23 protein-coding genes are annotated in these 20,515 nt (G+C 38.4%); 9 read left to right on the forward strand and 14 right to left on the reverse strand.

Annotated elements, in window-relative coordinates:
• Positions 1 to 73: 73 nt before the first annotated feature.
• Positions 74 to 310 (reverse strand): FGGY family carbohydrate kinase, encoded by a 237-nt coding sequence (locus AAEZ22_RS10245; RefSeq protein WP_352297177.1) that lies wholly within the window; start codon positions 308 to 310, stop codon positions 74 to 76.
• Between the two features lie 188 nt (positions 311 to 498).
• On the opposite strand from AAEZ22_RS10245, the gene AAEZ22_RS10250 reads away from it, so the two are divergent.
• The 4 genes from AAEZ22_RS10250 (at position 499) to AAEZ22_RS10265 (ending at position 5,265) form a co-directional block, all read left to right on the forward strand.
• Complete coding sequence (locus AAEZ22_RS10250; RefSeq protein WP_011330173.1) at positions 499 to 1,260, forward strand: DeoR/GlpR family transcriptional regulator; 762 nt, start codon at positions 499 to 501, stop codon at positions 1,258 to 1,260.
• A 289-nt stretch (positions 1,261 to 1,549) separates the two neighbouring features.
• Positions 1,550 to 2,518 (forward strand): class 1 fructose-bisphosphatase, encoded by a 969-nt coding sequence (locus AAEZ22_RS10255; RefSeq protein ID WP_197182640.1) that lies wholly within the window; start codon positions 1,550 to 1,552, stop codon positions 2,516 to 2,518.
• Positions 2,519 to 2,629: 111 nt separating this feature from the next.
• On the forward strand, positions 2,630 to 3,526 hold the full coding sequence (locus tag AAEZ22_RS10260) for a fructose bisphosphate aldolase (protein WP_011330171.1): 897 nt from the start codon (positions 2,630 to 2,632) through the stop codon (positions 3,524 to 3,526).
• A gap of 122 nt (positions 3,527 to 3,648) precedes the next feature.
• Positions 3,649 to 5,265, forward strand: a complete 1,617-nt coding sequence (locus AAEZ22_RS10265; protein WP_350545707.1) for a glycerol-3-phosphate dehydrogenase/oxidase — start codon at positions 3,649 to 3,651, stop codon at positions 5,263 to 5,265.
• Between the two features lie 141 nt (positions 5,266 to 5,406).
• Here the strand turns inward: AAEZ22_RS10265 and AAEZ22_RS10270 are convergent, their stop codons facing one another.
• The 4 genes from AAEZ22_RS10270 to ocd form a co-directional block, all read right to left on the reverse strand.
• On the reverse strand, positions 5,407 to 6,450 hold the full coding sequence (locus AAEZ22_RS10270; protein WP_352297181.1) for a patatin-like phospholipase family protein: 1,044 nt from the start codon (positions 6,448 to 6,450) through the stop codon (positions 5,407 to 5,409).
• A gap of 183 nt (positions 6,451 to 6,633) precedes the next feature.
• Positions 6,634 to 8,040: an alanine/glycine:cation symporter family protein gene (locus AAEZ22_RS10275; protein ID WP_011330168.1), complete on the reverse strand. Its 1,407-nt coding sequence runs from the start codon at positions 8,038 to 8,040 to the stop codon at positions 6,634 to 6,636.
• Between the two features lie 112 nt (positions 8,041 to 8,152).
• Positions 8,153 to 9,064, reverse strand: a complete 912-nt coding sequence (ctlX, locus tag AAEZ22_RS10280) for a citrulline utilization hydrolase CtlX (RefSeq protein WP_089369307.1) — start codon at positions 9,062 to 9,064, stop codon at positions 8,153 to 8,155.
• On the reverse strand, positions 9,061 to 10,131 hold the full coding sequence (ocd, locus tag AAEZ22_RS10285) for an ornithine cyclodeaminase (protein WP_352297185.1): 1,071 nt from the start codon (positions 10,129 to 10,131) through the stop codon (positions 9,061 to 9,063). Before ocd ends, ctlX begins: the two co-directional genes overlap by 4 nt.
• Positions 10,132 to 10,299: 168 nt before the next feature.
• Here ocd and AAEZ22_RS10290 point away from each other — a divergent pair, with 168 nt between their 5' ends.
• Positions 10,300 to 10,731, forward strand: a complete 432-nt coding sequence (locus AAEZ22_RS10290) for an Lrp/AsnC family transcriptional regulator (RefSeq protein ID WP_352297188.1) — start codon at positions 10,300 to 10,302, stop codon at positions 10,729 to 10,731.
• Positions 10,732 to 10,825: 94 nt separating this feature from the next.
• Here the strand turns inward: AAEZ22_RS10290 and AAEZ22_RS10295 are convergent, their stop codons facing one another.
• The 3 genes from AAEZ22_RS10295 to AAEZ22_RS10305 form a co-directional block, all read right to left on the reverse strand.
• Positions 10,826 to 11,845, reverse strand: coding sequence for a patatin-like phospholipase family protein (locus AAEZ22_RS10295; RefSeq protein ID WP_352297191.1), 1,020 nt, complete (start codon positions 11,843 to 11,845; stop codon positions 10,826 to 10,828).
• A 270-nt stretch (positions 11,846 to 12,115) separates the two neighbouring features.
• Complete coding sequence (locus AAEZ22_RS10300) at positions 12,116 to 13,105, reverse strand: LLM class flavin-dependent oxidoreductase (protein ID WP_041455000.1); 990 nt, start codon at positions 13,103 to 13,105, stop codon at positions 12,116 to 12,118.
• 128 nt (positions 13,106 to 13,233) lie between these two features.
• Entirely contained in the window at positions 13,234 to 13,977 is a 744-nt protein-coding gene (locus AAEZ22_RS10305; protein WP_352297194.1) for a siderophore-interacting protein, read from the reverse strand.
• Between the two features lie 120 nt (positions 13,978 to 14,097).
• On the opposite strand from AAEZ22_RS10305, the gene AAEZ22_RS10310 reads away from it, so the two are divergent.
• From AAEZ22_RS10310 to AAEZ22_RS10320, 3 genes are all read left to right on the forward strand, one after another.
• Complete coding sequence (locus AAEZ22_RS10310; protein WP_086999137.1) at positions 14,098 to 14,517, forward strand: MarR family winged helix-turn-helix transcriptional regulator; 420 nt, start codon at positions 14,098 to 14,100, stop codon at positions 14,515 to 14,517.
• 82 nt (positions 14,518 to 14,599) lie between these two features.
• A complete protein-coding gene (gene umuD / locus AAEZ22_RS10315; protein ID WP_011330160.1) occupies positions 14,600 to 15,013 on the forward strand; it encodes a translesion error-prone DNA polymerase V autoproteolytic subunit in 414 nt (137 codons plus the stop codon).
• On the forward strand, positions 15,001 to 16,260 hold the full coding sequence (locus tag AAEZ22_RS10320; RefSeq protein ID WP_352297197.1) for a Y-family DNA polymerase: 1,260 nt from the start codon (positions 15,001 to 15,003) through the stop codon (positions 16,258 to 16,260). The genes umuD and AAEZ22_RS10320 overlap by 13 nt, the downstream gene beginning before the upstream one ends.
• An 18-nt stretch (positions 16,261 to 16,278) precedes the next feature.
• Here the strand turns inward: AAEZ22_RS10320 and AAEZ22_RS10325 are convergent, their stop codons facing one another.
• The 5 genes from AAEZ22_RS10325 to AAEZ22_RS10345 all read right to left on the reverse strand — a co-directional run bounded on the left by AAEZ22_RS10325 (position 16,279) and on the right by AAEZ22_RS10345 (position 18,301).
• A complete protein-coding gene (locus tag AAEZ22_RS10325; RefSeq protein ID WP_306288241.1) occupies positions 16,279 to 16,740 on the reverse strand; it encodes a hypothetical protein in 462 nt (153 codons plus the stop codon).
• Between the two features lie 191 nt (positions 16,741 to 16,931).
• The gene (locus tag AAEZ22_RS10330; RefSeq protein ID WP_086999126.1) at positions 16,932 to 17,450 is read right to left on the reverse strand and encodes a DUF4240 domain-containing protein; all 519 of its coding nucleotides are present in this window, start codon (positions 17,448 to 17,450) and stop codon (positions 16,932 to 16,934) included.
• On the reverse strand, positions 17,450 to 17,641 hold the full coding sequence (locus tag AAEZ22_RS10335) for a YwbE family protein (RefSeq protein ID WP_011330156.1): 192 nt from the start codon (positions 17,639 to 17,641) through the stop codon (positions 17,450 to 17,452). Before AAEZ22_RS10335 ends, AAEZ22_RS10330 begins: the two co-directional genes overlap by 1 nt.
• 69 nt (positions 17,642 to 17,710) lie before the next feature.
• Complete coding sequence (locus tag AAEZ22_RS10340; protein ID WP_011330155.1) at positions 17,711 to 17,992, reverse strand: hypothetical protein; 282 nt, start codon at positions 17,990 to 17,992, stop codon at positions 17,711 to 17,713.
• A 96-nt stretch (positions 17,993 to 18,088) separates the two neighbouring features.
• Positions 18,089 to 18,301: a hypothetical protein gene (locus AAEZ22_RS10345; RefSeq protein WP_011330154.1), complete on the reverse strand. Its 213-nt coding sequence runs from the start codon at positions 18,299 to 18,301 to the stop codon at positions 18,089 to 18,091.
• Between the two features lie 80 nt (positions 18,302 to 18,381).
• Here AAEZ22_RS10345 and AAEZ22_RS10350 point away from each other — a divergent pair, with 80 nt between their 5' ends.
• Entirely contained in the window at positions 18,382 to 19,191 is an 810-nt protein-coding gene (locus AAEZ22_RS10350; RefSeq protein ID WP_352297208.1) for an ion transporter, read from the forward strand.
• A 153-nt stretch (positions 19,192 to 19,344) separates the two neighbouring features.
• Here AAEZ22_RS10350 and asd read toward each other — a convergent pair whose 3' ends face one another.
• Entirely contained in the window at positions 19,345 to 20,484 is a 1,140-nt protein-coding gene (gene asd / locus AAEZ22_RS10355; protein ID WP_352297202.1) for an aspartate-semialdehyde dehydrogenase, read from the reverse strand.
• Positions 20,485 to 20,515: the final 31 nt, after the last annotated feature.

Consider the following 20,515-nt stretch of genomic DNA (forward strand, 5'->3'; position numbering starts at 1 on the left):
TTTTACCGACCTAATGCCGTGGAATGTGCAGCTAGACTTCGATTATAGCTAAGCGCACTGCTTAAATGCGCGCTTACATACCAATAGCAATAACTTTATCATGCTCAGGATCTAGGTTCTTCATAACAGCATTAATAGTATGAAGAACAGACTCCCATATGTCCTCAGGCTTATGCTCAACATAACCATCTTTTGGAAAATGTTGTTCAAATTCTTGTTGTTCTATATATGCAACTTTGCCATTTAAATCGAATAAAACACTGCGAGAGCTAGTCGTACCTTGATCAATTGAAAGGATATAATTATTCATTATTTTTTACACTTTAACATTCGGTTATTTTCGTTTTTGTACTATTACATGAATTAAATGTAACATACAACAAATATCAAACTTTTATATACAATTATTTAATGAAATAATTTCTATAAAATTCTCATTTACTTCTTTTTCACTTATAATAGTTTTACTAATTAAAATTAAAATTATGCTAAATAAAAATGACCCAAGATCAGAGACACGAATCTATATTAAAACTATTAAAAGAAAGAGATTCCATTTCTATTGAAGAATTAGTTGAGCACTATAAAGTCACTCCACAGACGATAAGACGCGACCTTACCCATCTTGCAAAGTTAAACAAATTAAGGCGTCATCATGGAGGCGCTAGTGTAGTCTCAAGCATTCAAAATATGGCGTATCAAACTAGAAAAATCATGGATTTAGAAGCTAAACAAAAAATAGCGCAACATTTAGTTAGTATGATACCAAATGGTTCTTCTTTATTTATAAATATAGGAACAACGACTGAGACTATAGCTAAAGCACTTCTATCGCATGAAAACCTTAAAGTTGTAACTAACAATTTAAATGTTGCTGCTATATTAGGCGTTAAAAAGGATTTTTCAGTTCTTATAGCAGGAGGAGAAGTTAGACATAGAGATGGTGGTATTATTGGTGAAACAACTGAAGATTTTATCAATCAGTTTCGTATGGACTTCGGCATTATCGGCATAAGTGGGATAGAAGAAAATGGTTCTCTACTTGATTTCGATTATCGTGAAGTTCGTGTTGCTCAAGCAATCATCAAAAATTCACGTAAAGTTTTACTCGCCGCTGATAATTCAAAATTTGGTAGGTGCGCTATGGTTCGTTTAGGTAACATTAGTCAAGCAGATGACTTTATTACTGATGCTAAACCACCTAAGAGTATTCTAACCTTACTTTCCGAACATGACGTTAAGCTTCATATAGCACGATAGTAGTCAATCAAAACCATCTAATACATACAGAACAATTCAAATAATTTCAAGTAGATACCATGAATTTCGTTGTTAATGTAGTTAATAATTAAATAATAAATTGGTTAAATTAATATATAACTTTGTAATTCCCTCCTCTATTTCACTCCTGTATACCAGAATTTATTTTCTTTTATGTACTTTAATGTTTGCAAATGTTCGCAAATAAGTGATACTTTTAAAAATGAACATAAAAGCAAATTAAAACCATGTATTACTCTTTAGTATTAATGTTATCGATAAGGCACCAATGAAAAACCTATATACACAATTAGAGCAGGATAACGTTCCAAAAACACTCACACTGCTGCTCCAAAGCATAGTTGGTGCATGCACAGAAATAGCTACTCGTATTAATCATGGTGCATTATCTGATGTGCTTGGCTCATTGCCTGATCACAATGTACAAGGAGAGGTACAAAAGAAGTTAGATGTTATCGCTAATAATATTTTGATTGAATCTCTAAAAAAGAATAAGCAGGTTAGAGCTGTCGCATCTGAAGAAGTAGAAGACATTATATTATGTAATAGTTTTGGCAAATACCTTATTTGTTTCGACCCATTAGATGGTTCATCTAATACTGATGTAAATGGTTCATTAGGTACTATTTTTTCTATAACTTCAGCTTCTCCTGCCCAAACAGAAGTTAGTGAAGAAGACTTTTTTTCTACAGGAAGATCAATTATCGCTGCAGGCTATGTTCTATATGGCCCATCGCTTATGCTTGCCTTATCAACAGGTTCAGGAACACATATTTATACATTAGATCCCTCAAATAATAACTTTATGCTCACACATCCTAATTTAAACATTCCAGAAGATACGAATGAATTTTCATTTAATTTATCAAACCAATTTAAGTGGCCTGAAAATGTACAAAAATATATTGTTGATTTACAGCTTGGTACCGATGGTATCCGAAAGAAAAACTTTAATATGAGATGGTTGGGAGCCATGGTAGGTGATATGCATAGAATTCTATGTAAGGGAGGTATATTTGGGTACCCTGAAGAAAAAAACTTTAAATACGGTAAATTAAGATTACTTTATGAAGCAAACCCAATTGCATTTTTAGTAGAGCAAGCAAATGGTTTAGCAAGTAATGGGACTACTTCTATTTTAGACACTGTGCCTTCAAGTATACATCAACGGATCCCTGTATTTATTGGTTCTAAGAATGAAGTTCTACTTATAGAAAAGTATGCTTTAGGAAAATAAAAAACATACATTATTACTTTAAGAGTGACATCTGTATTTATATAGAAATTGTATCTAACTTTACTTTTGTTAAGAAACATATCTGCTTTCAATTATTTAAAGGTTAAAATCATGTCAATAAGACTTAACATGCTAGAAAAAATAAAAAATAGTCAAGGCTTTATAGCTGCACTAGATCAAAGTGGTGGGAGTTCACCAAAAGCTTTAGAGCAGTATGGTATCTCATCTAGTGAGATTTCATCTGATGAGGAGATGTTTAAATATATACATTCTATGCGAGCACGAATAATTTCAAGTAGTCCATTTAATTCACAAAAAATATTGGGCGCAATTCTATTTAAAGATACTTTAAATCGTTACATTGAAAATATTCCAACAGCTGAATATTTGTGGAAACATAAAGAAATTGTACCATTTTTAAAAATAGATGAAGGTTTAATGCCTGAATCTGACGGTGTACAGTTAATGAAACCCATTAAAAACCTTGGTTCAATACTAACGGTTGATACTAATTTTGTTTTTGGCACAAAAATGCGGTCTGTTATAAAACAAGCTAGTCGTATTGGTATCCAAAATGTTGTTAAACAGCAATTTGAAATTGCAAAAGAGGTAATAAATTCAGGGCTAATGCCTATTATTGAGCCTGAAGTTGATATTTATTGCGAAGAAAAGCAATCTGCAGAACTCATGTTGCATGATGTAATTATTGAAGAGCTGAATAACCTTGAAAATGGACAGCAAGTAATATTAAAACTCACGTTACCTGAAGTGCCTAATTTATATAAAGATCTTGCAACACACCCAAAAGTTTTAAAATTAGTTGCTCTATCTGGTGGTTACTCTATTACACAAGCCAATGAAAAGCTAAAAAGAAATACTGGTATTATTGCTAGTTTTTCAAGAGCATTATTGATTGGCCTACATCATGACATGTCTGATAAAAAGTTTGATGAAAAATTAAATAATTCTATAGAAGCCATTTATGAAGCTTCAATATATAAATTATAAGTAATCCAACTTCCATAAGCATAAAAACTTTATACGTAATCTTTTATAGCTCTAGCTTGTACGAAAATAACCTAACCAAGTAGATATAAAAGGCTAGTAATTAATAATAGGTAATCCAAAAAATGAGCCAACTGAGAAAGAATAATATAAAAAAACTTCCTCAAGATATATTCGATGTATTGATAATTGGAGGGGGTATTAATGGTGCAGTATCAGCTGCAGCATTAGCTGCAAAAGGCGCCAAAGTTGCATTAATCGATAAAGGAGATTTCGCTGGTTTCACTAGTTCAAACTCATCTAACTTGGCCTGGGGCGGCATAAAGTATTTAGAAAGCCATGAATATAACTTGGTAAATAAACTATGTAAAAGTAGAAACCATTTAATGCGCAGCTACCCATCGACAGTTAAAGAAATTCGTTTTTTTACCAGTATTCAAAAAGGCTTTAGATTCCCAGCTTTCTTTGTCTATTTAGGAACAATCGTCTATTGGTTTATGGGCCGATTTTTTACGCAATCGCCTCGCTACCTTAATGCAATAAAAATTAAATCATTAGAGCCAGTCGTCAACACTACAAATGTAGAAGCCGGTTTTGAGTATTCAGACAGCTTTTTATTAGACAACGATGCCCGGTTTGTTTTTAACTTTATTCGCTCTAGTATGAGCCATGGCTGTATCGGTGCTAACTATGTAAGTGCACAAGGCTCAAACCGTACAGGTGATATTTGGACAACAAATGCAATGGACGAAATAACGAAAGAACAATTTTCGATACGTTCTAAAGTAATTATAAACGCCGCAGGCCCTTTTGTTGATCCTATTAATATTACTAACAGTCAAACTACAGCACATCACCATTTATTTTCAAAAGGTATTCACCTTATTGTTGATAAAATTACTAGCAGTAATAAAGTACTTACATTTTTTGCTGACGATGGCAGACTATTCTTCGTGATCCCTATGGGACCTAAAACTTGTATTGGTACAACTGATACACAAGTTGAGAGCCCACATTCGCATGTTACTGATGAAGATAGAAAGTTTGTGTTAGATAATGCGAACAAGTTACTAGAACTGGATAAACAGCTCACAAAAGACGATATAATAGCTGAACGATGTGGTGTAAGGCCATTAGCAATTAAAAAAGATGGTAATGGTAAGGCTGACTGGGTGCAATTATCGCGCAAACACGCAATCGACACTAACTATGAGAAACAATACCTTTCTATATTTGGTGGGAAATTAACTGATTGTATCAATGTCGGTGATGAAGTTGCTGAGTTAATCAAAAAGCTTGGTATTAACCTTCCTTACGAGGATTACAAATGGTACGGCGAGCCTGACGATACTGTCAAAAATGAATTTATGCATCGTGCTAAGCTAATGAATTTAGACGGCTTAACTCCCAAAACATCTACTGAAGTACTCAGCAAACGCTTTTGGAGACGTTACGGAAGAAATGCAATTAACATGTTAGAAAAAATTCGAGAAGTTCCTGAAAAAGCTGAGCTTCTAATTAAAAATTCAGAGTATTTACGTGTTGAAATTGAACATGCTGCCGAACGAGAAATGGTAACTAAACTAAGTGATTTTTTACGTCGCCGCTCTAAAATATCACTGGTTGTACGTAAAGAAGATATCCTCTCTGATCCGGGGCTACAAGAGGTATGTCATATTCTATTTGGTGAAGAAAATGCGCAAGCCAGGCTTCAAGAATATATAGAGGAAATATCCCAATAACCCATCGATTCCGTGATTTTATTTAAATACACAGCAATCAAAACCAACCATAGGGCTAATTTACATCACTATATAATCGCGATGTAAACTAGCCCTTTTATATAACAATAAATGCTTCATTGCATCAGCAAAATTGGCAATTTATTCAATTGGTATTATTTTAAAATTATTATATAACTTCTCATCAAACGCCTCTGCTAATCTTTCTGTTTCACTAAAAACGGTATTCCAATATTTAATGCGTGTGTCGGCATCTAGATCGGTAAAATCATTCCTATCTGGAATTTTCCCGTAGGGTAAGCCTGCTATAAATTCTTTTGATGGCGTGATCATCACCACGTTATCGTAATTAAGTGGTGAGACTTTACGTTTTAAATTTTTATCAAACCACCCTGCTTTTGGGTCGCTATTAAAGTGTGGATATAAAATGAGTCCTGGGTTGTTAATTTTTAAATCAAAGTGGTAGTCAATAATTCCGCCATCGCGATACATGCCAACGGGTGTTCCGGCAATATTTTTAATGCCTTGCATCACTAAAGGTATAGAACCCGATGCAAGTAAGGCATCTTTTAAATTATTTTGGTTAAGCGCTATTTTTTGTGTTTTAAAATTATAGCTGTCGGTAATTGATAAGTCGCTTGTTGCTGGGCCAAATATAAAACGCTCATATTGCGATCCTAAATATTTTCGGTTTACTCGATTAAGCATATAACTTTTTGATAAACCCATAAGCTGTAATAATTTATTTTCACTGGCTATAAATCCATTCGATTTTGCCACTATAAAATGTGCTTTAAATACGGGGTTATTTATGATTTCAGCCACGCCGTTATTGCCAAAAACATCTTCAAGCAGTACGCGGGCTTTTAATGTAATTTCCGCAGGAGTGGGTTTATTACTAGAATAGCGCGTTTGCGAATACGATGTTGCTAAGCGCTCAATTGCTGCAACCGGATCATTTTGCGCAAAACACGCTGAGCGAAATGCACCGGCCGAGGAGCCAATTAAATTAAGTGGTTGGCTATGGTTTTTAAAAAACTCACCAAATATATATTTGTCTAAACCAAACAAGGTAAACCATTTTGGCCCGCCGCTGGCACCTAAAAATGAGCTGAATAATTCGGGTTTAAGCCCCTGTTCGTTTATTATTTTTGCAGCAGTTTTACCTGCGTAAATGTTGATCATCTAAAAATTTAGCCTATAAAATCTGTGTTTAATTGCGCTGCTTATTTCTATTTAATGGCATATACTTGTTAATTACTTTGTATATAACCAGGCTAAAAATAGAATAGTTATGCAAAAATAAAAACGATTTTATGCTGCCATAAAACCGTTTATTAATGCTAAAAGTGACTTAAAATACGTTAACTAGTCCCAAATGCCGGTTTCGCATTTACCCTGTACTTTTACATCATTTACTTTAAATTCGGGCTCTAAGCCTTTTTCGCGTTGCGTATGATAATCGCGAGTAACTGCTAATATTGTTGGGGTTAGCAATATAATAGCGATAACGTTAACCACTGTCATTAAACCTAAAGCAATATCGGCTAAATCCCATACTTGCTTTAATGTGGCCGACGCGCCCCACAACATCATTGATAAATAAAGCAAAGTATAAATACCACGGCCCATTTTGTTATCGAGTTTAAATAAGTGCAAGTTACTTTCTGCGTAAGCGTAGTTGGCTACTACAGACGTAAAGGCAAACAAGGTAATGGCTGCTGCTACAAAGTACACACCCCCTTGTGCTAAATGAGCGGTCATGGCGCTTTGCGTTAAACGTATACCTTCCATTTCGCCGCTTATGTCTATATCGGCAAGTAAAATAATAACCGCAGTACAACTACACAATACTATGGTGTCGAAAAACACCCCTAACATTTGAATGTAGCCCTGTGTTACCGGATGATTAGGCAGTGGGCTTGCACTGGCTGAAGCATGCGGCACACTGCCCGCGCCCGCTTCGTTTGAATAAAGGCCACGTTGAATACCATTTTTTATTGCTGCGCCCATCGCGCCTGCACCTGCTTCTTGCAGCCCAAATGCTGATAAAAATATATCTTTAAGCATAGCAGGCACTTGGGTGAAGTTTATTAAGGTAATAATAACTGCAACAAGCACAAACACTATGCCCATTACCGGTACTACGCGCTCAGCAAAGCGGGCGATTGCTTTAAAACCACCCACAATAATAGAGCCGGCTAACACAGTGATCACTAATCCAGAGTAAAAAGTGGGAATTTCGAAGGCAAAATTAAGTGCATCGGTAATGGTGTTGGTTTGCATGGCGCTAAAGGTAAAGCCGTAACCTAAAAATAAGCACAGTGCAAAGGTAATAGCAAAGGCTCGATTACCTAACCCTTGTTGAATATAATACGCAGGGCCGCCTCTAAACTCGCCTTGGCTGTCGCGCACTTTATATACTTGACCTAATACACTTTCGGCAAAGCCTGTGGCCATGCCTAATATGGCAATAACCCACATCCAAAAAATGGCACCACTGCCACCCAATGATATAGCAACGGCAACACCTGCTAAGTTACCCGTGCCTACCCGCGCACATAAACCAGTACACAGCGCTTGAAATGATGATATGTCGCCTTTTTTACATTTGCTGCTGCCTTTTAGTAAACTAAACATATGTTTAAATTTAAGTATTTGAATGGCTTTTAAACGCACCGAAAACCAAATACCAGCAAACAATAAAATGTAAATGAGGACTTGGCCCTCTCCCCATAAAATACCATTTACACTTTTTACTACGGTATCGAACATTGCTAATTCCTTGTTATATTTCTTATTTAAATAGGCACTGCAAGCGACACAAATATACGTTATAAAATAATAAAGGCAGTAACACTGCCTTATACTATTAAATTTTATACATTTACTTTGTTGGTAAATGAATGCCAGCGATCATACACCTTACTGAGCCACCAGCAGATTCAATGGTAGGAATAGGTAAAGGCACCAATTTGGCACTTTTTTCTATTACCTTAATTTGCGCTGCAGTAAGTGCTTTAAAAGCCGTTGCTGATAACGCTAAAATCCGTCCGCTTTTACCCTGTAACTCAATGGCATTGCCGCAAAAGTTATTAATTTGATCGCCCGATAACTCAATGACTTGATGATAGCTTTGCAATAAATGGCTTACTAGCTGCCTGCGCTGTTCGTTTGGCACCATGTCTAAGCCAATCATGGCAAACTCTGTAGCAACACACATTAATACATTGGTATGGTAAACCGCTGTGCCTTGCATATCGTAGGCATTAAAAACCACCGGGGTTAGCTTTAATTGCTCGCATACTGTGTTAACAACTGACTGTGTCGTTCGCTTTGATTCAACCGCATAAGCAAACTTATATTGATGATCAATAACCAGTGAACCAGTGCCTTCTAAGAATGAATTTTCTTTCGCTAAAAATGAATAATCAGTCACTGAAGACACTTTATATTGATCCGTTAAAAAATCAATAATATCTTTGCGATATTCTGCTCTTCTGCTTTTTGCGTACATTGGATAGGTTAGTATTTCGCCATTTTGGTGAGTAGTAAACCAATTATTAGGAAATACCGAGTCGGGCGTATCTTTATGCTGGTCTTCAAAAAGGTGAACGAGGATCCCTTCTTGCTTTAACACTTCGACTGCATTGGTTACTTCGTTATACGCGTGTAAGCTTTGATCTGTTGTTAAACAGCTGCGTTGAAATGTGTTATCACGCATGGTTTGCGGGTTAGAAGTAAAATGATGTGGGCGAACCATCACAATACTATTTGGTGCTTGGTTTACCATACTTATGCCACACTCTCTTGCTGCGTATGCTCAGCGGTTAACACTGAAAACAAATTACGCGGATCGGCTTGCTGGGTAATTAAATCAAGTAAGCTGTACTGCCCCGTTGCAATGAGCTGATCGCGAATAAATGCCAATGCCGTAAAGTCTTCGCTAGCAAAGCCCACACCATCAAAAATAGTAAGTTGTTGCTGACTCTCACGCCCGCAAGCTTGTCCATTAATAACTTGATGAAACTCGGTTACAGTAAAATCTGCCCTCATTTGTTGAATTTCACCTTCAATACGTGTTTGTGGCTCGTACTCTACAAATACAGCGGCGCGCTCAAGCAGCTTTGCATCTAATTCTGTTTTACCTGGGCAGTCGCCACCAATAGCATTTATATGCACGCCTTGTGGGATCATCTCGCTGGTTAAAATTGTAGCGTTGGTTTTATCTGCAGTGCAGGTTGTTATTATGTGCGCACCTTTTACCGCCTCTGCAGCACTGTTACAAATAGTAACGTTTAAGCCATAGGCTGTGAGGTTATTAAAAGCTTTTTGCGACGCACTCGGGTCTATATCGTATAAATGAATATCAGTAATACCTAGTACACTTTTAAATGCCAACGCCTGAAACTCAGACTGCGCACCGTTACCAATTAGCGTTAGTGTGGTTGCATTTTTAGGGGCTAAATATTTGGCGACTAATGCTGAAGTGGCTGCAGTTCTGAGTGCGGTAAGTAGGCACATTTCGCTGATCATAATCGGATAGCCGCTATCTACATCGGCTAAAATTCCAAATGCAGCAACGGTTTGCAGTTCTCTAAAAGTATTTTTAGGATGCCCGTTTACATACTTACAGCTAAATAGTTCGCCGTCGCTCACTGGCATAAGCTCTATTACGCCCTCTGGTGAATGCGCTGCATAACGTGGGGATTTATCAAATTGCTGCCAACGAGTAAAGTCTGTTTCTAGTCGCTTTGTTAGCTGTTGTAAAACATTTTCTATGCCGAGTTTATTTATAAGCTTTGCCATTGTTTGTACGCTAACAAAAGGAACGCCTTGTTTTGGCTGTGCTATAAAATGCGTCATTAAAACCTCTATAAGTAAGTGTGTGCAATTATTTATAGACAGTTTATCGCTCTGGTGCGTCAGTTAAAATGGCAATTAATTATACAAATAGCATTGTTTTTTGTCATTTTGCTAGGCGGCAATGGTTAAATTTAGTATTTTGATTAAAACTTACCTAAGGCTTAACCTATGACTCCCTATATTTATGACGCCCTCGACAAAGCATTAATAGCTGAACTTAGAAAAGACGGCCGCGCTTCTATTTCAACCTTAGCCACTACATTAAAGGTGTCGCGGGGCACAGTACAAAATAGGTTAGACAGATTACTTTCATCAGGGGCTATTTTAGGTTTTACCGTGCGTGTACATCAGCACATTGAAACCGAAGCAGTCAGAGCAATTATGATGGTAGAAGTGGTAGGTAAGTCGACCTCGCAAGTTATAAAAACGATGCGCGGTATTCCTGAGCTAACTAAATTGCACACCACTAACGGTGCATGGGATTTAGTAGCCGAAATTCAAGCTGCTAACTTAAGTGAATTTGATGGGGTGCTTAGGCAAGTAAGGGAAATAGACGGTATTTTAAATAGCGAAACCAGTATTTTGCTTTCGTCTACTTAAAATAAAATGCTGGCGTGCATTACATACGCCAGCAAAGAGGTTATTTATTGCCTCAATTCAATTGAGTAAATAACCCCCTTAGTTTTAGTTATATTTAGTTATAACAGTACTGCAATGCTTGATTATGGCTATGATCCCAAATTTGCGGGTTTTGCTCTGCTAAATAAGCACGCCCTGCCTGTAAACCAAGTTTGTGATCAAAACGTAAATCGTTATCTGAACTGCCAAGTAATTTGCTATGCAGTTTTTCGGTTGCAAAAATTTGTATAATTTCAACATCCTCTGGTGGGTTTGCAATAAACTCCAACTCTTCTTGATATGCTTGTTCGTGCTGTAGTAAATAATCTATGGTTTTAGGACAATAGCCTGACGCGCACACAAATGCTCTTAGTTTATTTACCCATGCCGATTGTACTTGAAAGTTAATATCGACCGTGCGGATCACCACTATTTTACGTGCGCCTCGGTTATAGGCTTCACGTACAGGTAAAGGTGCTGCAAGGCCGCCATCTAAGTAAAAGTCGGCTACTGCTGGCTGTACTTGCTCTAAGGCAAGCTCGGCTTCGTTAGCTGCTAAAGTATTCATCCAAGGTGTTAGTTTTACACCTTGCTTATACAAAAATGGTAACGCACTTGATGCTTTTAATAGCTCACGCCATTGCTTGCTCTCGCCTGTAGGCGCTAAAAAGTACGGTTTGCGGTCTCGTGAGTTAGTTGCTGTAATAAGCAATTCACGATCCCCTAAGTTATTTTTGGCTGTTTTAAAATCTAAACTACGATTTACCTCTGTGGTTTTATCAAAGTACCAGTCTAAATCCATTATGTGCTTACCAATTAAACCACGGCTTAATTGAAAAAAATTTTTATTACGCGACAACCCTCTTATCAAGCGTTTTGCATAGCCTTTTTGCCTGGCTAAAAAACTAGTTAAGTTTTGCGAACCCGCAGATGTACCAATAAATAAATCAAATGGGTCGTAGTCTTGCTCTAACCATGCATCGAGTACACCGGCTGTAAATATACCTCGCTGTCCGCCACCTTCAGCAATCAGCGCAATTTTTGGCAGCGCTGCTTTATTAACTGAATTAGGGATTACATTATTTAGCGAGTTCACGGTGCACCTTCCTGTAAAAAGTAGAGTTATAGAGTTATAACGTTTTGTGGTTTTAATTATAGCGGGTAAGTTATTACTATAAAATTTGATTAAATCTATTAGTTTAATCGCTTAAAGCGAATGCGGTAGGATAATTTATTTGCTGTTATTTGAGAGTAGCTTAAATGAGCAGCCAAAATACAGATTGATGTTGCCTATAAGCAAAACTAGTTTAGATTTCGCGTATAATATAGCAGGCGTAAGGTGTACGCCTGCTTAACTAAATGAAACTTAACGTTTTAATTCCATTAAAATTTCGATAGCTCTATGGCGTTTTTCGCTGTCGTATAAATCGTTGGTAAATATAAATTCATCAACGCCCAGCTCTTTTACTATCATTTCTAACTTGTGTCTTATACTTACATGCCCGCCTATTACACTTAAACTTAAAAAGTTTTCCACTTGTGCACGCTCTTGCTCGCTCCATAGGCCGTCCATAGAGTCAACAGGTGGTTGCAGCCATAATTCACTGCCACGCATTAGCGCAAGTACCCGCTGTTGCGAAGTGGTCGATAGGTATTGTGCTTCTTCGTCGGTATCGGCTGCTATCAGCGGTAACGCCAGCATTATGTATGGCTTATCAAGTACCTTTGAAGGTTTAAATTCACGCTTATACAGCTCTATTGCATCGTACAAAAAGCGCGGAGCAAAGTGCCCTGCAAATACATACGGTAACCCTTTTTGCGCTGCAAGTTGCGCGCTAAATAAGCTTGAGCCTAATAACCAAATAGGTATATTGGTATCCTCACCGGGTATAGCCCGTATTGGGTGAGTGCCATTATAAGGCCCTAATAAGGTTTGCAGTTCGGTTACTTCTTGAGGGAAGCGCTCTGCTCGGCTCATGTCTGAATTTAAAGCTCTACTCGTAATAGGATCGCTTCCTGGTGCACGGCCAAGCCCTAAATCAATACGCCCTGGGTATAAGCTCTCTAATGTACCAAATTGTTCGGCTACAACTAATGGCGAGTGATTCGGCAGCATAATCCCCCCCGAGCCTACACGTATTCGATCGGTTTTACTGGCTATATGGCCCACTAAAATAGAGGTAGCTGCACATATAATGCCTGGCATATTATGGTGCTCTGCTAACCAAAAGCGATTAAAACCTAGTTCGTCGGCTCTTTGAGCGTATTTAGTACTTTTATGTAGTGTTTCGGATACCGTTGCCCCTTTGGGCATCGGGGCAAGCTCTAATAACGAAAAGGGAATATTAGATAACAAAATAGCAGCTCCTATAAATGGCATGCTTATGGTGTGCTATAACCACAAGCATAAAAACTAGAGATGGGTGTGCGTTACCTGTAATTCAAGATACTAAAGGTGCTAAACACTAAATAACCTGAGCATATTTAAACGGGTTGTGCCGCTTGCTGACGTTGCTGTTTATAGCTCTCTGAATTTAGTCCCTTTTTCCAATAACCCGATGCCACAATATGCGTACGTGGTATGGCGTATAGCTCATTAAGTTTAGTTTTTACTTTGCGCACTAAACCTGCCTCTAGCGCCATAAAAACAATTGGGGGTTGTACGCCTATTTTTAAATTGTTTAATGCAGTTAGCATGCTTTCATCTGGGCTATTGGTAACTAGCCAATTTACAGGGCGCGGCGTATCTAAACTAATAATGTCTTGAGCGCTAGGAGCATGAATAAACATATCAATTTTCGCGCTATGCGGTAACTGCTGAGCATAGCCTTTCACTGCATTAACTGAGGTTAAGTCGCCAAGGAGTACGTAGTGCGAATGGCTATAATTATCGAGTTTTTTAGGGCCCGGGCCAGCTATGGCTAGGGTGTCTCCTACTTTTGCTGTTTGCGCCCAGTTTGTAGCAGGACCATGGTGCATATTAATTACAAAGTCGAGCGTGAGCGCCCCCGTTTGCTCATTAACATGGTTAATAGTATAGGAGCGCATAAGCGCCGTTTTTATGTTTAAATCAAGTTCACCATTATGGGGCAGTAACACTTTTACATAGTGGCCTATGTAACTTGGCGTAAGATCTTTAAATTCATCAGAACCTACCACAATGCGTTGTAAGTGCGGTGTAATTTGCTTCGTACTTAGCACCTGCGCTTTGCGTATTTGTCTACTCATGTATTACCTCGTTTTACAAAAAGTTTAAATTGCATGCAGCAACATTTGCACAACGCCCCATTGGTTGATAAAATCAACTATAGCAATTTGATTGATATTGTCAACCATTTGGTAATTACTATGAAATCATCTCTACCTAATACACTCTTTATGCTAATGCAAAGCTACCGCGTAACAACGCGTGATGCGATTAATGCGAACGACCTTGGTTTAAACGCTATGCATGTGCGTTGCTTGCATATTATTGCAGCAACGCCGCAGTGTACTGCTAACGATATTGTTACCCAAACTCAACGCGACAAAGCACAAATTGCCCGCTTAATTAAAGAGCTTTTAGCATTAAATTTAATCAACAAATGTGCCAGTGAGCACGATAAACGCTGTTTTATTGTCTCTTTTACTGCCTCTGGCACTGCGCTTTTTAACAAATTACTAAGTGCCGAGCGCCAGGTTAACGAGCAAATGTGTAAAAATTTAAACTCGACGCAAATCAACGACTTCTTAAATACCGCACAAACAATGATCAAAAACATGCAGTGATCTTTCATTCATTACTTGGCAAAAGTAAAACAAAACGCATATACTGTATACTTGTACAGTATATGCGTTTTGGTTGATCTTTATGTTTGTTATTCCCATTTATATAGAAGCGGGTGTGTGCGGGTTTGAATCGCCTGCTGCACCATATAGCGAGCTTGGTGTGTCGCTTGATGAGCTATTAATAAAGCACCCCGACGCCACTTTTATTGGCGTTGCCTCTGGCAGCTCAATGCAAGACGTGGGTATTTTTGAAGGTGACTTGCTAATAGTAGACCGCGCTGAACAGGCTAAAAATGGCGACGTTATTGTTGCCAATTTAAATGGCTTATTTGTGTGTAAGCTACTTGATAAAACCAATGCCCGGCTGCTCTCGGCATCCCCTTTGTATAAACCAGTACAACTAACCTCCTGCGATGAGTTTCAGCTTGAGGGCGTAGTGACACGCTCAATTCGCCTGCACCGCCAAAGCCCTGAGTTACTGTTATGTATGCCCTAGTAGACGCGGTGGCCTTTTATGCCAGTGCTGAAAAAGTATTCGATCCAGCGATTCGCTCAAAACCTGTGGTGGTGCTTACCAATAACGACGGTTGCATATGCGCGGTTTGCCCCATTGCTCGGCGTTTAAATATTCCTAAATTTGCGCCTTACTTTAAAGTTAAGCAGTTACTTGCGCAAAATAATGTAGTAATTCGCTCTAGTAATTACGAGCTATACGCAGATTTAAGCGACAAAATGATGAACGTTATTGGCCGTTTTTGCGACGTTCAACACGTATACAGTATCGACGAATCATTTTTACACTTTAACGGTTACACCCCTGTTATTAATGACTGGTTTGCATACGGGCACACTATTAGGCGCACCGTATGGCGCGAAACTAAGCTCCCCGTTGGTGTTGGCTTTGGCTCTACGGCTACTTTAGCAAAAGCGGCAAACCATGCCGCTAAAAAATTATCCGGATTTAATGGCGTTGCTGTTATTAACTGCGAAGCAAGCCGTAAAGCTATTTTACAAAGAATGAGTTGCCAAGATATATGGGGTATTGGTAAGCGTTTAGCCAAAAAATTAAAAGTAATGAACATACACACTGCATGGCAATTAGCGCAGCAAAACCCTAACAGTATGCGCCGTGCATTTAGTGTGGTGGTAGAGCGCACTGTAAATGAGCTTAATGGCATACCTTGCTTAAATTGGGACGACGTACGCCAAGATAAGCGCGAGATATTTTCGACCCGAAGCTTTGGTGAGCGTATATACGAGCCAACGGCACTTAAAACCGCGTTAATTAATCACGTTACTGTGGTTGCTAGTAAATTAAGAAAGCAAAAATCGCTTACCAAACAACTTTATATTTTTGCGGCGAGCTCGTCTCACGAAAACGTTTTTTATAAAAAGTCGTATATGTATACATTTGCCAGCCCCACTAACGACACCTGCGTAATGGCTAATGCTGTATCTCAAGTGTTTGAGCAAATATACCAGCCGGGTATTCGCTATTATAAATGTGGTGTAGGTGCTTTAGAGCTTATTGCGCAGCAATTTCAACAGGACGATTTATTTAATGAACGCACCGACGATCCACCATTAATGAATTGTCTTGATGCAATAAATAAACGCTATGGTAAAGGAATGCTAAGTTTAGCAAGCAGTAAATTAAATGAAGGTTGGCATATGAACAGGAATTTTTTATCCCCGCAGTACACCACGCGCTGGCGTGATATACCCAAAATATATTGTGAGTAAGTACAGCTTACCTATGCGTTATTGACTGTCGGGTACTTTTTTAAAAGTGCATGCAACGCTTGGCTGGCTTAAAGTATATTTAAGTGTGTCGTTAGCTAAAAAGTAAATGCTTTGGCTAATTATTTTTTCGTTAGCTGGATTTTCGCAGCGACTCATTCTTAAGCCGTTTTCAATGCCGTCGCTTTTGTATTTTAATGAGCTAGTAACAAAACAAAAATCGGGCTTTTTAACCGTTTGTGTTCCGTTATGTAATGAGTCAAAAATAATTTGCCCACCTAAAGTAAAACCGGCATCTTCATTATCTGGATTTACTAAACTCAATTGGCTATTAACGCATAACGCTGAATTAGCCGACACCACCTCATAGGCACCCAGTTTTGTTTTTAAAAGCGGAATAAAACGGCTTTTATTACTTGGGGTTGCAACTGCATGAGCGCTGGTAAAAGCAATAGCTAATAAAGCAAGTGTTAAGTATTTCATTAAGTGGTTGTATCCTCGAATTAGTGGGTTAAATAATAGCGAAATGCTTGGTTGCTTAATTTTTATAACTTTTATAACTATAACAGAGATTTACTTTAAAAGGAGAGAAGTCGTGTTGCTTTAAAAAGGCGCTACACACCCTAAGCGTTTTTATACGCAGTAAAAAATAAAACGATTAGGGCGTGAAAATATTACTGCCAGTACTTAGCAAATAACAGCGGATAGCTTTGCTTTAAAAACTTAGCTTTGTCTTTAAAGCGTTTGCCTCTTGGCTCGTCACTTCCTGAGGGAATAAATGGCAGTTCGTCATCGTTACGCTCCTCGTAAAGTAAACCAGCAATTAAGTCGTATTCATCAATGTACGGATAAGGCTGCTCGTTAACATGATACACAGGCGTACAGGCGGCAATTGAATCAGGGTTTAGTAAAGCGTTTTCGAACACGTCTGCACCGCGCGATATTAACCAGCATCTAAACTCACTAAAACCATATTCGTCGTTACAACCGGCCATTACAAATGCTGCGCCAAATAAATCCCAGGTGTAGCATTTACGCATACAAATACCAAAGAATTTATCAAACTCAATTAACTGCTGATCGGTTAAATCGTGCAGTTTAAGCTTTAAGTTATCACTCACATTTTGCGGATCGAGCCCTAAATCGGGGGCGGTTACTAAATCCCAAAAAGCCTGTTCTGTTAAAGTGCTCATTATAAGATCTCTTTCACTCGGCCTACTTGGCCATCGTCTAAACGTACTTTAATACCATGAGGATGGTTTGGTGACTTTGTTAATAAACGCTCAACCACACCTTGCGTTAATGTGCCACTGCGTTGATCTTCTTTTAATACGATATTTACTTTTGTACCAGGGGAGATTTGCGAACGAGTAGGAACAGCCATAATTTATACTCTAAAAAATAATTTGGCCAATTATAGCCTTCAAGCATACACAAACCAACCTAACAAAGGTTAATCGACTAAAAACGAAATGTTCGCTGCTTTAATAGCCAAACCAATTGTTGCAAGCTGTTGTGTGATCTCATTTTTAAGTGCGTCAAAATGTAACTCGCTTTTTTGATACGCTAGGTCATCGTTAAAATAGCATTGGACTTTTAAGGTGTTAGCTTCGTTATTTAAATCAACGGTATGTGTTAAATAAGCAAAGCCAAAATCGGTTTGTTTTATATTTTCACAGGCAATTGTCAGTACTTGGCGTATTTGTTTATCACGCTGTTTTTGAGTTTTTGTCATAATGTGTTAGCCATAGCCTCTTAATTTATTAATATTTGAGATTAAATAGTAATAACGCTTAATAGCCGTTATTTAATAAGAGTGATTGAATAAGCGTTACTGAGTGTTTTCGGCTCGTTGTTTTTTAAACTCTTCAAAATTAGCCTCTTGTAATTTAAGGCATTCGTAATATTCTTTGTCTGCTTTGTAGTTACACTCATCAAGACGAGCAGATTGTATTTCATGAAAGCGTGCATCAGAGCTGCAGCCAGCGAGCAAACTCAAACCGGCTACAAACAGTAAACTCGCGTTTAGTTTATTGATAATCATTAAAATTCCTTACACTTTAGAAGGTAAAAACTGTATATTAAGCGCCTCAAAAAACCTTACTTTGTACAGGACTTATTATGATGTTGCCGCAGTTGCAAAAGCAGTTTCAGCGTATAGATAAAAGCAAACTATTTCAATCATTTGTTATTGCTGTAATTGTTGTTTCTGCTCTTACCGTAGGTGCTCACACCTATTCACTTCCGCCAACGGTAGAAATTGTCCTTAATTGGATGGATATAGGCATTACGGCGTTCTTTTTAATTGAACTCGTAATTCGCTTTATTGCCAGTAAAGGCATCAAAGATTTTTTCTCCAAAGGTTGGAATATTTTCGACACCCTTATTGTACTAGGTAGCTTATACCCCGCGGCAGGCTCAAGTATGCTAATTGCACGCTTATTGCGAATATTTCGTGTATTGCGGCTGGTGTCTATGGTCCCCGAGCTGCGTTTATTAGTTAACGCTTTACTTAAAGCTATTCCGCAAATGGGTTACATAGCCCTGCTGATGTTTGTTATTTTTTATATTTACGCCGCTATAGGCAGTATGATGTTTGCACATATAAACCCCGTATTGTGGGGTGATGTATCAATATCTATGTTGACCTTGTTCAGAATTGCCACGTTTGAAGATTGGACCGACGTAATGTACGAAACCATGCTGGTTTATAAACTTAGCTGGATTTACTACTTAACCTTTATATTTTTAACCGCGTTTGTATTTTTAAATATGATGGTTGGCGCTATTTTAGAAGTGATGTCGCAAGAGCACAAAAGTGCCCGCGATGAGCTGGCCGATAACGACTCACTGCCCGCGACACAAGGGCAAGTAAACGCCTTGCAAGCACAAATTGCTGATCTAAAATCATTACTCAAAGAAAAAGAGTATTAATAAAAAGGCTATTAATTATTCACAGCCACCAGCTTAATAGTCCTAAGTTGAAGAATAATTAATTTAGCATTTAAAATAAAAAAGGGTTAGCCAATGGCTAACCCTTTTTTTATAAAACAATGTGAGCGTTTATACGGTTACATTAAATTGCTACTATTCGCTGTCAACAATTATGCGAAGCATACGACGTAGCGGCTCTGCAGCACCCCATAACAGCTGATCGCCAACGGTAAAGGCGCTAATATATTTAGGCCCCATGGCTAATTTACGAATACGCCCAATTGGAATATTAAGTGTACCGGTGACTTTAACTGGGGTTAGGTCGGTAGTGCTAATGTCGCGCTCATTAGGAATAACCTTTACCCACTCGTTATGCGATTCTAAAATTTGCTCTATTTTGGCAACACTAATATCTTCACGTAATTTAATGGTCATTGCTTGTGAATGACAACGCATAGCACCAATACGCACACATAAACCATCTATTGGAATAGGTTGCTTAGCCGAGCCTAAAATTTTATTCGCTTCAACTTGCGCCTTCCACTCTTCTTTACTTTGGCCACTTGGCATAGGCACATCAATCCACGGAATTAAACTCCCCGCGAGTGGCACGCCAAACTGATCTTGTGGCAGTGAATCTGATGCCATTTTTTCACTGACTATTTTATCTATTTCTAAAATAGCAGCGCTTGGATTTGCAAGTTGCTCAGCAACACTTTGATGAATTGCGCCCATTTGTGCAATTAACTCTTTCATGTTGCGCGCACCCGCGCCCGACGCGGCTTGGTAGGTCATGGGGCTTACCCATTCTATTAAGTCTTGCTCAAATAAACCGCCCAGTGCAAGCAACATAAGAGAAACCGTACAGTTACCGCCTACAAAGGTTTTAACACCTTGTGATAAACCTTGCTCAATAACGTCTTTATTGACCGGATCGAGTACTATAATGCTGTCGTTAGCCATACGCAGTGCCGACGCTGCATCTATCCAATAACCATCCCAACCCGACTCGCGCAATTGTGGATAAACCGCATTGGTGTAATCGCCACCTTGGCAGGTAACAATAATGTCCATTTTAGCCAGTTCGGTAATATTGCTGGCATCGAGTAACGGCTTTGCTTCGCCCGCAATATCTGGGCCTAATTGGCCCGCTTGTGAGGTGGTGAAAAAGGTGGTGTCGATAAGTGCAAAATCACTTTGTTGCTTCATACGCTCTAATAACATAGAGCCAACCATGCCACGCCAACCGACTAATCCTACTTTTTTCATTGTGAGTTCCATTATTTGATTCATAAAAGTTGCCTGAAAAGATTAAAAATTAAAA

Origin of the sequence: Pseudoalteromonas sp. 20-MNA-CIBAN-0454 (genome assembly GCF_040308685.1) — a bacterium.
In the GTDB taxonomy this organism is placed as follows: Bacteria; Pseudomonadota; Gammaproteobacteria; order Enterobacterales; family Alteromonadaceae; genus Pseudoalteromonas; species Pseudoalteromonas nigrifaciens.